This is a genomic window from Promicromonospora sp. NPDC060271 (assembly GCF_042726755.1).
In the GTDB taxonomy this organism is placed as follows: domain Bacteria; phylum Actinomycetota; class Actinomycetes; order Actinomycetales; family Cellulomonadaceae; genus Promicromonospora.
Genome location: NZ_JBHXBG010000034.1, coordinates 21,937 through 36,322, shown reverse-complemented (window position 1 = coordinate 36,322; position 14,386 = coordinate 21,937). Strand labels below are relative to the sequence as shown.

The window sequence follows — 14,386 nt, the reverse complement described above, 5'->3', positions numbered from 1 at the left end:
TTTGTGCTCTCGAAACGGTTCGAGAGCACAAATATCCAGCACTCAACGGTCCGCTACTCGACAGGGAGGCCCAGGCCCCTCGCTATCAGCATGCGTTGGAGTTCTGACGTGCCCTCGCCGATCTCCAGGACCTTCGCGTCGCGGTAGAAGCGGGCGATGGGCCCGTCCTCCATGACGCCGTAGCCGCCGAACACCTGCGCCGCGATGCGCGTGGCCGTCACGGCGGACTCCGTGGCGTACAGCTTGGCGACGGACGACGCCCGCCGGAACTCGTCGAGCGGTGCGCCCTCGTCCTTGAGCGCGGCGGCCCGGTAGGTCAGTGCCCGGCTCGCCTGGAGCATCACCTCGAGGTCCGCGATCTGGAAGGCGACGCCCTGCTTGCGGCCGATCGGACCACCGAACGTTGGGCGCACACCGGCGTGCTCCACCGCGAGGTCCAGCATGGCCTGGATGCAGCCGGTCGCCAGGGCCGCGACGGCGACCCGGCCGGTGTTGAGGCAGATCATGAGCTGCTTGAAGCCGTTGCCCCGCTCGCCCAGCAGGTAGGCCTCCGGGACGCGCACGTCCTCGAACCGCAGGGCGTGGGTGTCGACGGCGCGCCAGCTCATCTTGTCGTGCAGGGGTTCGACGACGAACCCCGGGGTGTCGGTGGGGACGATGATGGCGCTGAGCTCCGGCCGGCCGTCGGGCAGGGTGCCCGTGCGCGCCGCGACGGTGCAGACGCTGGTGATCGGGGTGCCGGAGTTGGTGATGAACTGCTTGGCGCCGTTGATGACCCACTCGCCGTCCACCAGCTCGGCGGTGGTGGACATGGCGTTGGCGTCGCTGCCCGCGCCGGGTTCGGTGAGGCCGAAGGCGCCGAGGGTCCGGCCGGCCACGAGGTCCGGGAGCCACCTGTTCTTCTGCTCGTCGGTGCCGTAGGCCAGCAGCGTTCCCACCCCGAGGCCGACGCCGGCCCCGAGCGTGATGCCTACCGACTGGTCCACGCGGCCGATCTCCTCGACGGCGATGCTGAGCCCGGTGAGCCCGAGGTCGGACCCGCCGTATTCCTCCGGGGCGGTCAGGCCGAACAGGCCGAGCTGTCCCATCTGGTGCACCAGCTCGACGGGCAGACGACTCTCCCTGTCCCATCGGCCGATGTGGGGCGCGATCTCGCGGTCGGCGAACTCCCGTACCGCGTCCCGGAGCTTGGTGTGCCCCGGGTTCTCTGGTGAGGTATGCATGTTAGGCATGTCACAGAGGTTAACCACCGTTAACCTCATCGCGCCAGGCCCACCGGAGGACTTCCTATGCCCGACCAGAGCCAGGTCACCTACGACGTCGTGGGGCTCGACCTGCCGGACGACCGGACGGCGTCCTACGCCCGGATCGCGCTCGACAGCCCAGAACGCCGCAACGCCCTCTCGCAGGCCCTGCTCGACCAGCTCCGGGCCGCGCTGAACCGCGCTGCCCACGACGACGTGCACGCGGTCGTCCTGGCCGCGGAGGGCCCAGCGTTCTGCTCGGGCGCCGACCTCACCGAGGCGCTGCGCGACGGCATGACCGACTCCGCGCGGCGCCTCGCCGAGCTGCTGCGCACGATCCTCGCGCTGCCGAAACCCGTGGTGGCGCGGGTGCACGGGCCCGTACGAGCGGGCGGCATCGGGCTGGTCGCGGCGTGCGACGTCGCGATCAGCGCCGACCACATCACCTACGCCTTCACCGAGGCCCGCCTCGCGCTGACCCCCGCCGTCATCTCGCTCGCGGTGCTCCCGCGGATGACGCCGCGTGCGGCGTCGCGCACGTTCCTGACCGGCGCGCCGTTCACGGCCGCCGAGGCGGCCGCCTGGGGGCTCGTGACCCGGTCGGTCCCGCTCGACGCGCTCGACCGGGAGGTCGACGCGGTGCTCGCCGAGCTGGCGGCGGCCGACCCGCAGGGGCTCACCGCCACCAAGAAGCTGCTCAACGCGGACGTGCTCACCCGGTTCGACGCGAACGTAGACCAGGCGGTGACGACGTCCGCGCAGCTGTTCAGCTCCGAGCGCGGGCGGGCCGCGATGGGGCGGCTGCTGCGGCGCTGACCGGGAAACGGTGTTGGATGGGGGCGTGGCCATCCGGATCTCCTCGCGCAACGCACGCTTCCAGCAGCTCGAGACGCTGCTCACCAACCGCAACAAGCGGCACCGCGCCGCCGAGTTCATCGTGCAGGGCGTGCGGCCCATCACCATGGCCGTCGACCACGGCTGGGAGGTCCGCTCGCTCCTGTACGACGCCGAGCGCCACCTCTCGCAGTGGGCCAGGGGCGTGCTCGCGGCCCACCCCCACGTCGAGCACGTCAAGATGGCGCCCGACCTGCTCGCCGAGCTCGCCGAGAAGGACGAGGCCGAGCTGCTCGCCGTCGTCGCGATGCGGCCGGACGACCTGGACCGGATAGTGGCCGGACCAGACTTCCTCGGGGTCGTGTTCGACCGCCCCACGCAGCCGGGCAACATCGGCGCGGTGATCCGCTCGGCGGACGCGTTCGGGGCCGACGGCGTCATCACCACCGGGCACGCCGCCGACGCCTACGACCCCAGGTCGGTGCGGGCCACGACCGGCTCGTTCTTCGCGACGCCGGTGGTGCGGGCGCCGTCGTCCGCCGAGGTCATGGAGTGGGTGACCGCGCGGCGCGCCGCCGGCCTGCCCCTGGTGGTCGTCGCCACCGACGAGCAGGGCGAGGCCGACGTGTCCGCGTACGACCTCACCCAGCCGGTCCTGCTCCTGGTCGGCAGCGAGACCACCGGGCTGACCCGCGCCTGGCTCGACGCGGCGGACGTGACGCTGAGCATCCCGATGACGGGCTCGGCGAGCTCGCTCAACGCGGCGAACGCTGCGTCGGTCGTGCTCTACGAGGCCCGCCGCCAGCGCCTGGCGGCACGCTGACCGGTCAGAGCTCTATCGAGTACATGCGCGACCCCGTCGTCTTGGTGTAGCCGAGGCTCGCGTACAGCCCGTGTGCCCCGCTCGGGTTGGCGGTGTCGACGTCGAGCGCGGCGTACTGCATCCCCTCGGCGGCGAACGCCCGCATACCCGCGGCGAGCGCCGCGAGGGCGGTCTTGCGCCCCCGGTAGGCGCGCCGTGCGCCGAGGATGTCGGTGTACCCGAACGAGTACCCGCGCACCTCGAAGTCCTCGGTGTACCGCGCGGCGAGCTGGTAGCCCACCACCAGCGGCTCGCCCGCCCTCAGCGCTGCTGCGGTCTCGGGGTCCGTGTCGGGCGAGGCGAGCAGCGCTTCGACGTCCGGGGCGTCGTCGACCACGACGAACGACCACTCGGGCGCGAAGCCCGCACGCTGCTGCCACTGCTCGCGGGTCTGCGGCTGGCTGCCCCAGTGGTCGCGGAACGCGTCGTTGTGCGCCAGGCGGGTGGCCTCGTCCAGGTCGGTGGACCACGGCACGAGCCGCAGCGTGCCGGTCAGGGCGACGTCGGGCACGGGTGCGGCGTACGGCCCGGTGAGCGCTCGCGCCAGGTCGGAGTAGTAGCGGCGCACGCCGAACCCGGCCCGCTCGTAGAGCCGGTGCTTGGACGCGGGGGCGTCGTCCTCCGCGAACACGCCGATGCGGCCTGGCACGTCCTTGCCCGACGCCGCCAGCATCTGCCGCGCGCGGCCCGTCCCCCAGGCCAGCAGCTCGCGGCCGATGCCCTCGCCGCGGCGGTCGGGGTGCACGCCGCCCCAGCAGAACGCGCGGACGGTCGTCACGTCGCCGGGCGGGCTGTCGACCTGGGCCCAGGCGACGAGGGCTCCGTCGGCGTCGAACCCGAGCAGGGAGTCGGCCGTCATGTCGCGCCAGGCGCCCTCGAAGATCTCCTCGATCTCCTCCAGGGTCTCGACGTACGGCTCGGCGTCGGCGCGCGAGATGAGGTTGCGCAGCGCCAGCCAGGTGGGTGCGTCCTCGCGAGTGGCCGCGCGCCAGGTCAGGCCGCCTGCCGTGGGGATCGTCAGGGTCGCCGGCGGTGCGGCGCGCTCGGCGATGGGGGCGATGGTGGGGGTCTCGGTGCTCATGGCGGTCCTCAGAACTCGATCGTGTACAGGGTGGAGCCGTCGCTCTTCGTGTAGCCCAGCCGGGCGTACAGGGCGGGCGCGCCCGTCGGGTTGTCGGTGTCGACGTCCAGCTCGGCGCGCTGCATGCCGTCGGCGGCGTAGACGTGCATCGCGTGCGTCAGCAGGGCGGCCGCGATGCGGCGTCCGCGGTACGCGCGGCGCACGCCGAGCAGCCCCGTGTAGCCCGCGGTGTAGCCCTGCGACGCCCAGTCGTGCTCGTACCGCTCGCCCCGGTGCAGCCCGACGACGTACGGCGTGCCCGGCGGCACCGTCGTGTCGCCGGGCTGCTCCTGCTCGGAGCCCGCGTAGCGCACCGACTCGTCGATCACGACGAACGACCACCGCTGCGCGAACGCGCTGCGGTAGGCGCGCCACGACTCGGCGGTGCGCGGCTGGGTGCCCCAGTGGTCCCGGAAGGCGTCGTTGCGGGCCAGCCGGGTCGCGTCCTCCAGGGCGTCGGACCATGGCACCAGCCGCAGCGGCGGTTCCAGCCCGATCGCGGGCACCGGCTCGCTCAGGTCGCGCAGCAGGTTGGCGTAGTACCGCATCGGCTCGTACCCCGCGGCGCGCAGCAGGGCGTGGCGCTCGGCCGGGTCGACGTCGCTGACGTGCGCGGCGATCCGTCCGGGCAGCCCGGCCAGCTCGGGGTCGGTGCCCAGCGCCGCGAGCGCCTGCCGCGCGCGTCCCGTGCCCCAGGCGAGCAGCTCGGTGCCGATGCCCTCGCCGCGGCGGGCGGGGTGCACTCCCCCGGTGACGCGGGCGCGCAGGAGGCTGACGCCGGCGGTGGGGTATCGCTCGACGGACGCGTGGGCGAGCATCGTGCCGTCGGCGTCCAGGCCAACGAGCGTGTCGGTGGCGGCGTCGAACACGGGGGCGCCGAACAGCTCGTCGATCTCACCGGGCGAGGTGAACCAGTCGCGGCCGTCGGCCTTCTCGACGGTGTGCATCAGCTCCGTGAGCGCGGGGAGGTCCGCGCGTGTCCACGGGCGCCAGGTCAGGCCGCCCGCCGTGGGGACGCGCAGGGTCCGCGGTGCGGCGGCGCGTTCGGCGATCGTCGGGCCGGTCACCGGGTCGGGCACGGCGGACAGGCCGGACGGGTGCGTGGACATACAGCCACGCTAGGCGACCGGTCGGTGCCGGGCACGGGATTTTGCGGGTGACCTGTCTCGGGGCACCGCGCCGCGGTCAGCGCAGCACGATGACGAGCTGCGTCAGCAGGGGCGCCACGAGAAGCGCGGGCAGCAGGTCGCCCACCGGGATCTGCTTGATGTGCAGCAGGCGTAGGCCGATGCCCACCAGCATGAGGCCGCCCGTCGCCGTCAGGGCGGCGACGTGGGCGTCGGGCAGCACCGACCCGAGCAGGACGCCGGCCAGCGTCACCAGCCCCTGGACGACGGCCACCGACACCGCGGACAGCAGCACCCCGACACCGAACGAGGACGCGAACGCGAGCGCCGCGAAGCCGTCGAGGACGGACTTCAGCAGGAGCTGGTCGATGCCGCGGCCGAGGCCGTCGGACAGTGATCCGAGGATCGCGAGCGGCCCGACGCAGAACAGCAGGGACGCGGTGAGCCAGCCCTCGATGAACCGCTCGCGCGCCGTCGCGTCCTGGCCGGTCTCGGAGGCGTCGACGAGCACAGGGCGCCGGGACGTGCGCGCGCCGTCGGACCGCCGGGCGAGCCAGCCCTGGATGATGCCCGCCAGTGCTCCGAGGCGCGTCTCGATCCGCAGCAGCGAGCCGGCGATACCGCCGATGAGCAGCGAACCGAGCACGATCAGCACGGGAGCGCCGCTGCCCGTCGCCGCGACGAAGGCGGCATCGGTGACCGCCGTCGCGGACAGCGCGGCGACGAGCAGGGTCACGAGGCCGAGGATGTCGGTCACCACCGCATGGGTGCGCTGGGGCAGCCGGTGGCCGACGGCCATGCCGAGCAGCGACCCGACGACGATCGTCCCGACATTGATCAGCGTGCCCAGCCCGGGGAGGTCGACGTCCACGGCGCGAGCCTAACCGTCGGCCGAGCGCTCCCCGGTCTTCGCCAGCCGCTCGAAGAGCGCCGAGGTGATGCCGCCGCCGTCCTCGCCCAGGTCCCAGCCGTCTCCGGCGGACCGGTTCGCCACCCAGAACACGAACGTGTCGCCCGCCGGGTCGCGAGCGAGCTCCCCGTAGGACCAGCCGTTGCCCCCGTTGTGCCACAGGATGCTCGGGTCTTCCGGGTCGTCGACCACCCAGCCGTAGGCGTAGTACGTCTCGTCGGGCTCCTCGCGCACCCGGGGCTCGAACAGCTCACGCTTGGCGTCGTCGTCCAGGACGACGTCGTCGAGCAGCGCGACGTGCCAGCGGAACATGTCCCGGGGTGTGGAGAGCAGGCCGCCGTTGCCGCGGAGGTTCCAGTACGGACCGTCGTCGGCCCACGGCTGGTCGAGCGGTGTGCCGTGGGACCGCCCCTCGGCGTCGTACTGCGCGGCCACCTGCTCCTTCGACCAGTCGGGCAGCACGTAGCCCGTGCTGGTCATCCCGGCCGGCGTGAACAGGTGCTCGGCGAGGTAGGCCTCGTAGTCCTGGCCGGACACCTCCTCGACGACGGCGGTCAGCAGGCTGTAGCCGACGTTCGAGTACAGGTACGTCGTGCCGGGCCGGGACAGCAGCTCGGAACCCAGTGCCTCGCGCAGGAAGGCGTCGCGGGCGAGCGGCTCGTCGTCGGACCCGAGCGAGTCGAGGAACCCCGAGGAGTGCGTCAGCAGGTGTTCGATCGTGACGGACCGCTTGTCCGCCGGTACGCCCGGGAGGTGGTCCGCGAGCGGGTCGGAGAACTCGAGCAGGCCGTCCATGCCCAGCCGCACGATCGCGGCGGCGGTGAACTGCTTGGTCATCGACCCGATGTCGAGGACGGTGTCGCAGCCCGGGGCTTCCCCGGAGGCCTGGTCGGAGGCAGGGTCGGGGTCGGGGTCGCCCCAGCCCTGGCACAGGTCCATCGTCGTACCCCGGCCCGCGACGAGGGCGCCGCTGGAGCCGGGCGGGAGGGCGTCGCCAAGGATCGACTCCGTCGACTCGGCGGGCTCTTTCGCCGCTGGAGACCCGGCCGGCCCGGTCGATTCCGTCGGCTCCGCCGATGCGGTCGGGTCGACGTCGCCGGAGCCGCCGGGTGCGCCGCACCCGGCGATGCCTGCCAGCAGCGCGAGCGCCACCAGGCCGCGTGCGAGCCGTCGTCCGTGTGCTGCAGGTCTTGCGTGGTTGCCGCGCGTCATCGTCACGACCGTCATTGTTCTGGGCGGGGGCACCCGACGCACCGAAAGCCGCCGTCCATCAGGGCCTGCGCCAGAACGCCCGCGCATGCGCGACGGATGCGCGGATGAGAAGCGCCGGGGAGAACGTACGCGATCGGAGTCGGTTGCCCTGAGTAGACGTTGTCTACTGACAGCAACCGACCCCCAGCGTGTATGCCTTCCCGGCGGCGCCCGCGCAGGACAGCCGGCACGCCCGGCGCCCAGCACGAACCAGCGGCCAGCGCCATTCAGGCCCAGCGTCAACCGAAGCTCAGTGGACCGAGAAGCCGCCGTCGACGAACAGCGAGTGGCCCGTGACGTACCCGGAAGACGCGCTCGCGAGGAAGACGGCGGCGCCCGCGAAGTCCTCGGGCACGCCGTTACGGCCCACCGTGGTGCGGGCGGCGAGCGCCGCCACGCGTTCGGCGTCGTCCTGCAGGCGTTGGTTCAGGGGCGTGAGGACGAACCCCGGCACGAGCGTGTTGGCCGTGACGCCGCGCGACGACCACGCCTCGGACTGGGAGCGCGCGAGGGATTCGAGGCCGCCCTTGGAGACGCCGTAGACGCCGCTGTCGACGAACGAGCGGTGCGCCTGCTGCGACGAGATGTGGATGAGCCGGCCGAAGCCCCGCTCGGCCATGCCGGGCGCGAACCGCTGGCCGAGCAGGAACGGCACCTCGAGGTTGACGGTCATGGTGACGTCCCAGGTGGCCTGGTCGACGTCGCCCAGGTGCGGTCGCAGGTTGATGCCCGCGCTGTTGACGACGATGTCGGGCTCCCCGGCGGCCGCGGCGATGCCGTCGGCGGCGGCGTGGATGCCGTCGCGGGTGGACAGGTCGGCGACCACCGTCTCGACGGCGCAGCCGCGCTCGCGCAGCCCGGCGGCGACGTCGTCGAGCCGGTCAGCGCCGCGCGCCACGAGCACCGTGCGCGCCCCGGCCTGCGCCAGCGCCTCGGCGATGGCCCGCCCGATGCCGGAGCTGCCCCCGGTCACGACGGCGGTTCGCCCCCGGAGGGAGAACAGGGAGGCGAGGTAGTCGTGCGTCGTCATGGCCGGGACGATACCCGCGCCATACCGCCAGCCGGGCACGCACGGCGCCGTCGTCCGGTGGGGGCTTACGCTGCCGAGGTGACCGCACTTCCCGCCGCCGTGCCCGCCGAGCTGCCTGCTCTCGCCGAGCGTTCCGCCGCCCTGCTGGAGGCGATGCGCACGCGCGTGGTCGTGGCCGACGGCGCCATGGGCACCATGATCCAGGCGGCGAACCCGACGCTGGAGGACTACGAGGGCCTGGAGGGCTGCAACGAGATCCTGACGGTCTCGCGGCCGGACCTCATCGCGGGCGTGCACGACGCGTTCCTCGCGGTCGGCGTGGACGCGATCGAGTCGAACACGTTCGGCGCCAACTGGTCGAACCTCTCGGACTACGGCATCGACGACCGCATCCGCGAGCTCGCCCGGGAGGGGGCCCGGATCGCCCGGGAGCGCGCGGACGAGTTCGCGACGCCGGACAAGCCGCGCTGGGTGCTCGGCTCCATGGGTCCGGGCACCAAGCTGCCGTCGCTGGGGCACACCACGTACGCGCACCTGCGGGACACGTTCGCGGAGCAGGCGGCGGGCCTGATCGAGGGCGGCGCGGACGCGCTGCTCATCGAGACCAGCCAGGACCTGCTGCAGGCCAAAGCAGCCGTGACGGGCTGCCGGCAGGCGATGGCGGAGACCGGACAGCGGGTCGCGATCATCGTGTCCGTGACCGTCGAGACCACCGGCACCATGCTCATGGGCTCGGAGATCGGCGCGGCGCTCGTGGCGCTGCAGGCGCTGGGCATCGACGCGATCGGCATGAACTGCGCGACCGGCCCGGAGCAGATGAGCGAGCACCTGCGGCACCTGTCGCAGCACGCCCAGATGCCGGTGGCGTGCATGCCGAACGCGGGCCTTCCGGTGCTGGGGCCGGACGGCGCCTCCTACCCGCTCACCCCGGAGGAGCTGGCCGCCGCGCACACGCAGTTCGCGCGCGAGTTCGGCCTGGGCCTGGTGGGCGGCTGCTGCGGCACGACGCCGGAGCACATGCGCCTCGTGGTCGAGGCGGTGGGCGGGCGTCCCGTCGCCGAGCGCGAGCCGGTGCGCGAGAACGCCGTCGCCTCGCTGTACTCCGCGACGGACCTGCGTCAGGAGACGAGCTTCCTCGCGATCGGCGAGCGCACCAACGCGAACGGCTCCAAGGCGTTCCGCGAGGCGATGCTGGAGAGCCGCTGGGACGACGTCGTCGACATCGCCCGGGCGCAGACGCGCGACGGCGCGCACCTGCTGGACGTGTGCGTGGACTACGTGGGGCGCGACGGCGTCGAGGACGTGCGCGCGGTGGTCTCGCGGCTGGCCTCCGCCTCGACGCTCCCGCTGGTCATCGACTCCACGGAACCCGCGGTGATCCGGGCGGGCCTGGAGCTGCTGGGCGGCCGCGGCGTCGTCAACTCGGTGAACTTCGAGGACGGCGACGGGCCCACCTCGCGGTTCGGCCGCATCATGCCGGCGGTAATGGAGCACGGCGCCGCCGTCGTCGCCCTGACGATCGACGAGGAGGGGCAGGCGCGCACCGCCGACGGCAAGGTCGCCATCGCGTCCCGGCTGATCGACACCCTGGTGCGGGACTGGGGCATGCGCGTGGACGACATCATCGTCGACGCCCTGACGTTCCCGATCGCGACGGGCCAGGAGGAGACGCGGCGCGACGCCATCGAGACGATCGAGGCGATCCGGCGCATCAACCAGAAGTACCCCGGCGTGCACACCACGCTCGGCGTCTCGAACGTGTCGTTCGGCCTCAACCCCGCGGCGCGCGCGGTGCTGAACTCGGTGTTCCTGCACGAGGCGGTCGAGGCCGGGCTGGACTCCGCGATCGTGCACGCGGCGAAGATCCTGCCGCTGTCCTCCATCCCGGACGAGCAGCGGCAGACGGCGCTGGACCTGGTCTGGGACCGCCGCGCGTGGGACGCCGACGGCAACCTCACGTACGACCCGCTGTCCAAGCTGCTCGACCTGTTCGAGGGTGTCGACGCCGGCGCGATCCGGGACGCGCGCGCCGCGGAGCTCCTGGCCCTGCCCGTGGGCGAGCGGCTGGCCCGGCGCATCATCGACGGCGCCCGCAAGGGCCTGGAGCCCGACATCGACGAGGCGCTCGGCGCCGGGATGAAGGCGCTCGACATCGTCAACGACCACCTACTGGAGGGCATGAAGGTGGTCGGCGAGCTGTTCGGCAAGGGCGAGATGCAGCTCCCGTTCGTGCTGCAGTCGGCGGAGGTGATGAAGGCCGCCGTCGCGCTGCTGGAGCCGCACATGGAGCGGCTGGAGGGCGACTCCGGGTCGAAGGGCACGATCGTGCTGGCGACCGTGCGTGGCGACGTGCACGACATCGGCAAGAACCTCGTCGACATCATCCTGACGAACAACGGCTACAAGGTGGTGAACATCGGCATCAAGCAGCCGGTGAGCGCCATGATCGACGCCGCGATCGAGCACGACGCCGACGTCATCGGCATGTCAGGGCTCCTCGTGAAGTCGACGGTCGTGATGAAGGAGAACCTGGAGGAGCTGGCCTCCCGGGGGTACGACAAGCGGTGGCCGGTGCTGCTGGGCGGGGCCGCGCTGACGCGGACCTATGTCGAGGACGACCTGGCCGGGGCCTTCCCCGGTGTGGTGCGGTACGCGAAGGACGCGTTCGAGGGTCTGCGGCTCATGGAGCCCCTGGTGCGGGTCGCGCGCGGGGCCGCACCCGACGACGTCGGGCTGCCTGCGCTGAAGAAGCGGCGCCACGCTGTGGTGACGGTGACGCAGACGCCTGTCGAGGACCTGCCCGCACGGTCGGACGTCGCGGCCGACAACCCGGTGCCTGACCCGCCGTTCTGGGGCACGCGGATCGTGAAGGGCGTGCAGCTCTCCGAGTACGCCGCGTTCCTGGACGAGCGGGCGACGTTCATGGGCCAGTGGGGGCTCAAGCCGGGGCGGTCCTCGGATGGTGCGTCGTACGAGGAGCTGGTCGAGACCGAGGGGCGGCCGCGGCTCGCGGAGTGGATGGACCGCATCCTGACGGACCAGATCATGGACCCGACGGTCGTGTACGGGTACTTCCCCGTGTGGTCGGAGGGGAACGACGTCGTGGTGGCGCACCACGGGGAGCTCTCCGCGATCGGGGCGCCCGACGGCGGGTCCGGTGGTGCAGTGGGGAGCGAGCGGCTGCGGTTCCACTTCCCGCGGCAGCGGCGGGACCGGCACCTGTGTCTTGCCGACTTCGTGCGGCCTCGGGAGTGGGTCGAGGAGACCGGGCGGTTCGACGTGCTGCCGGTGCAGCTCGTGACCGTCGGGGACACTGTCTCCGCGCACACCGCTCGGCTCTTCGAGGCCAACAAGTACCGGGAGTACATGGAGCTGCACGGGCTGTCGGTGCAGCTCACCGAGGCGCTGGCCGAGTTCTGGCATGCGCGGGTGCGGGCTGAGCTCGGGTTTTCTTCCGAGGAGCCGTCTGGCGTCGAGGGCATGTTCAAGCTGGAGTACCGCGGGGCGCGGTTCTCGCTGGGGTATCCCGCGTGTCCGGAGATGGAGGACCGGCACAAGGTGGTGGAGCTGCTGCGGCCGGAGCGGGTGGGGGTGACGCTCTCTGCGGAGCTGCAGCTGCATCCGGAGCAGTCGACGGACGCGTTTGTGTTCCACCACCCGGAGGCGAAGTACTTCTCGGTGTGACTTCCGAGGTGGTGGCCGTCCGACCAAGCCCTTCGTAGGGAGACACCGCTGGGACGCCAGCGCAGGATGCCGTGTGACTATCGGCCCGGGGACCGGTCCCGCGCAGCGTTGCCTATGTTGAGGGCCGGGATTCGTGGAGGTGTTCGACATGTCGGTGCGCAGGTTTGTCAGTGGTGCGGTCGCGGCTGTGGTCGCGGTCGCGGTTGCCGGTTGCTCGGTGACCGCCCCGGCCCGGCCGCCGGAGGCGTCGGGTGCGGCGAAGGTAGGTCACTACGCATACCTGACCATCGACTTCGGCGAGGACTGGATGACGACAGAGAGCCAGATGGTGGTGATGGACGGGACGACGGAGCTGGGCAGGAGCGAGCCGCTCTTCCTCGCGGATCCGCCCGAGTTCACCACCGACGGCCAGTACGTGTTCACGGTACCGACCATGCTGGACGAGATTGTTGCGATCTCCGTCGATGGCGGTGAGAGGGTCAGCGTGCCTTGCGAGGGCTGCGGTCAGGCGCAGCTCGACTGCCATTGTCAGGTGGTGGCGCCGATCGGCGGCAGCCAGGTCGCCTGGCTCGGCAACGACCGGCACCTGATGATCGCCGACCTGGCCGACGAGAAGGCGCAGCCGCGTCGGACCGGCGTCACGGTGCCCGTGAAGGACGGGTTCCTGGACGAGAAGATCCCTCCGAGACTGATCGCCGGCACCGATGGTGCTGCACTGGCTGCCTACCCGCCGTCGGGTCTGCCGGGCGATGACCTCCTCCCGGTCTACCTGGTCACGCCCGATGGCGAACCCCGACACCTGGACACGGGGCACCCCGACTCGGTGGACGAGGCGGCGTTCAGTCCCGACGGCGGGAAGGTGGCGCTCTACGGCAACCAGGAGGACGCCTGCGCGACGGTGACGGTCGTCGACGTCGGCACGGGCGAGGGAAAGTCGGCACCGGTTCACGCCGCCGCGGGCCAGAGGTGCAGGGAGATAGACGTGTACGTGGACGCCATGTGGTGGGACCCGGACGGGACCCTGAACGTCACCTACCAGAAGAACCGCGACGCGAACCTTGCGGCGGGGCCGACCCCGCCGTCGTCGGACGGCCAGCGTCGACTTGATGGCTCACGCTGGGTGGACGCCGGCGACGCCTCGGGCGAGGTGCACCAGCTGTCTGGTGGAACAGCGGCGATCGACGACTGGAAGCTGACCGTCTCTGGCGGCGGCGACCAGGCGGAGATCGACACCAATGTCAGGTACGTGACCGCGGCGCCTAGGTGACACGACAAAGAAACGGGCGCGGGAGTCTCGTTCCCGTAGGGCCTCTTCCCGGGGCTGCACTCGACGCGCTGACCTGAGGCCGACGCGCCCCGTTGCCTCAGAATCGGAGGACGATCCTTCCCCGGACACCGCCCGATTCCAGACGGCGGTGCGCCTCCGGCGCGTCCTCGGCCGGGAGTTCGTCCGCGACCCGCAGCGTGAGCTCGCCGCTCTCGGTGAGCTCACCGAGGTGCCGGAGCCACGGCGCCGGGTCGGCGATGGCGTCCACCAGCACGGGCGCGAGCCGAACGTGGCGGCGCCGCGCGGCCAGGGCCTGGCCAGGGTCGCCGAAGCCGAAGACGGACGCCACGGTGCCACCGGGTCGAACGATCTCCGCCACGTCCAGCGTCGGCATGGCGGCCAGGGCGACGGCGTCCACCTCGCCGACAGCCGCGCGGATCGCGGCGACCACGCCGTTCCCGCGCGGGACGACGACGTGCGCGCCGAGGCTCTCGACCAGTTCCCGGTCGGTGTCCGCGGCGTCCGCGACCACCCGGTGCCCGGCGGCGACGGCGAGCTGCACCGCGTAGCCGCCGACCGCGCCCGCAGCGCCGATCACGGCCACGGTGCCCGGCCGCTCGAGCCCCATCGCCTCGACGGTCTGGTAGGCGGTCAGCCCGTTCATCGGCAGGGTCGCCGCCTGTGCGATCGAGGCGCCGTGGGGCACCCGTACGACCCGGTTCATGTCGGCGACGGTGAGCTCCCCGTAGGCGCCGCCGCGTGGATCGATCGGCCACACGTGCGCCGTGACCGCCTCGCCGACGCGGAACCGTTCCGCGGCCCGCGCTCCGACGGCGTCGACCACCCCCGCGGCTTCCATCCCCGGGACCCACGGGGCGGCGTGACGTAGCTGGTGCACCTCGCCGCGCCGCATCATCAGGTCGCCGTTGTTGACGGTCGCGGCCGCCACGTGGACCCGCACCTCGTCGTCGCCCACCGCGGGCTCGGGATGGTCGAGCAGCTGCAGGACGTCGGGTCCGCCGAACGTCGTCATACCGATGGCTCTCATGCCGGTTCT

Annotated in this window: 11 protein-coding genes; 4 read left to right on the top strand and 7 right to left on the bottom strand. The window is 72.3% G+C overall.

What is annotated here, in order from left to right; all coding sequences use genetic code 11:
- Positions 1-53 precede the first annotated feature (53 nt).
- Positions 54-1,232: an acyl-CoA dehydrogenase family protein gene (locus tag ACFWE2_RS08010; RefSeq protein WP_377223684.1), complete on the bottom strand. Its 1,179-nt coding sequence runs from the start codon at positions 1,230-1,232 to the stop codon at positions 54-56.
- A gap of 57 nt (positions 1,233-1,289) precedes the next feature.
- Between ACFWE2_RS08010 and ACFWE2_RS08005 the strand changes: the two genes are divergently transcribed.
- Both ACFWE2_RS08005 and ACFWE2_RS08000 read left to right on the top strand, forming a co-directional pair.
- Entirely contained in the window at positions 1,290-2,060 is a 771-nt protein-coding gene (locus ACFWE2_RS08005) for an enoyl-CoA hydratase-related protein (protein WP_377223683.1), read from the top strand.
- A gap of 25 nt (positions 2,061-2,085) precedes the next feature.
- The gene (locus ACFWE2_RS08000; RefSeq protein ID WP_377223682.1) at positions 2,086-2,901 is read left to right on the top strand and encodes a TrmH family RNA methyltransferase; all 816 of its coding nucleotides are present in this window, start codon (positions 2,086-2,088) and stop codon (positions 2,899-2,901) included.
- A 4-nt stretch (positions 2,902-2,905) separates the two neighbouring features.
- Here ACFWE2_RS08000 and ACFWE2_RS07995 read toward each other — a convergent pair whose 3' ends face one another.
- The 5 genes from ACFWE2_RS07995 to ACFWE2_RS07975 all read right to left on the bottom strand — a co-directional run bounded on the left by ACFWE2_RS07995 (position 2,906) and on the right by ACFWE2_RS07975 (position 8,378).
- Entirely contained in the window at positions 2,906-4,021 is a 1,116-nt protein-coding gene (locus tag ACFWE2_RS07995) for a GNAT family N-acetyltransferase (protein WP_377223681.1), read from the bottom strand.
- Between the two features lie 8 nt (positions 4,022-4,029).
- On the bottom strand, positions 4,030-5,169 hold the full coding sequence (locus ACFWE2_RS07990) for a GNAT family N-acetyltransferase (RefSeq protein ID WP_377223680.1): 1,140 nt from the start codon (positions 5,167-5,169) through the stop codon (positions 4,030-4,032).
- A gap of 76 nt (positions 5,170-5,245) precedes the next feature.
- The gene (locus ACFWE2_RS07985) at positions 5,246-6,058 is read right to left on the bottom strand and encodes a DUF554 domain-containing protein (RefSeq protein ID WP_377223679.1); all 813 of its coding nucleotides are present in this window, start codon (positions 6,056-6,058) and stop codon (positions 5,246-5,248) included.
- A gap of 9 nt (positions 6,059-6,067) precedes the next feature.
- Positions 6,068-7,309: a serine hydrolase domain-containing protein gene (locus tag ACFWE2_RS07980; RefSeq protein WP_377223687.1), complete on the bottom strand. Its 1,242-nt coding sequence runs from the start codon at positions 7,307-7,309 to the stop codon at positions 6,068-6,070.
- 289 nt (positions 7,310-7,598) lie between these two features.
- On the bottom strand, positions 7,599-8,378 hold the full coding sequence (locus ACFWE2_RS07975; RefSeq protein WP_377223678.1) for an SDR family NAD(P)-dependent oxidoreductase: 780 nt from the start codon (positions 8,376-8,378) through the stop codon (positions 7,599-7,601).
- 153 nt (positions 8,379-8,531) lie between these two features.
- On the opposite strand from ACFWE2_RS07975, the gene metH reads away from it, so the two are divergent.
- Together metH and ACFWE2_RS07965 are read left to right on the top strand one after the other, a co-directional pair.
- Positions 8,532-12,062 carry a methionine synthase gene (gene metH, locus ACFWE2_RS07970; RefSeq protein WP_377223686.1) on the top strand — a complete coding sequence of 1,177 codons (3,531 nt, stop codon included), beginning with the start codon at positions 8,532-8,534 and terminating at the stop codon, positions 12,060-12,062.
- Positions 12,063-12,210: 148 nt separating this feature from the next.
- Positions 12,211-13,329, top strand: coding sequence for a hypothetical protein (locus ACFWE2_RS07965; RefSeq protein WP_377223677.1), 1,119 nt, complete (start codon positions 12,211-12,213; stop codon positions 13,327-13,329).
- Between the two features lie 97 nt (positions 13,330-13,426).
- On the opposite strand, the gene ACFWE2_RS07960 is transcribed toward ACFWE2_RS07965, so the two are convergent.
- A complete protein-coding gene (locus ACFWE2_RS07960; RefSeq protein ID WP_377223676.1) occupies positions 13,427-14,377 on the bottom strand; it encodes an NADP-dependent oxidoreductase in 951 nt (316 codons plus the stop codon).
- Positions 14,378-14,386: the final 9 nt, after the last annotated feature.

What these genes read in the sequence shown, in the direction of transcription:
- ACFWE2_RS08010 (WP_377223684.1), bottom strand. Translation starts at nt 1,232, where the DNA reads ATGCCTAACATGCATACCTCACCAGAGAACCCGGGGCACACCAAGCTC.
- ACFWE2_RS08005 (WP_377223683.1), top strand. Translation starts at nt 1,290, where the DNA reads ATGCCCGACCAGAGCCAGGTCACCTACGACGTCGTGGGGCTCGACCTG.
- ACFWE2_RS07995 (WP_377223681.1), bottom strand. Translation starts at nt 4,021, where the DNA reads ATGAGCACCGAGACCCCCACCATCGCCCCCATCGCCGAGCGCGCCGCA.
- ACFWE2_RS07990 (WP_377223680.1), bottom strand. Translation starts at nt 5,169, where the DNA reads ATGTCCACGCACCCGTCCGGCCTGTCCGCCGTGCCCGACCCGGTGACC.
- ACFWE2_RS07980 (WP_377223687.1), bottom strand. Translation starts at nt 7,309, where the DNA reads ATGACGCGCGGCAACCACGCAAGACCTGCAGCACACGGACGACGGCTC.
- ACFWE2_RS07975 (WP_377223678.1), bottom strand. Translation starts at nt 8,378, where the DNA reads ATGACGACGCACGACTACCTCGCCTCCCTGTTCTCCCTCCGGGGGCGA.
- metH (WP_377223686.1), top strand. Translation starts at nt 8,532, where the DNA reads ATGCGCACGCGCGTGGTCGTGGCCGACGGCGCCATGGGCACCATGATC.
- ACFWE2_RS07965 (WP_377223677.1), top strand. Translation starts at nt 12,211, where the DNA reads ATGTCGGTGCGCAGGTTTGTCAGTGGTGCGGTCGCGGCTGTGGTCGCG.
- ACFWE2_RS07960 (WP_377223676.1), bottom strand. Translation starts at nt 14,377, where the DNA reads ATGAGAGCCATCGGTATGACGACGTTCGGCGGACCCGACGTCCTGCAG.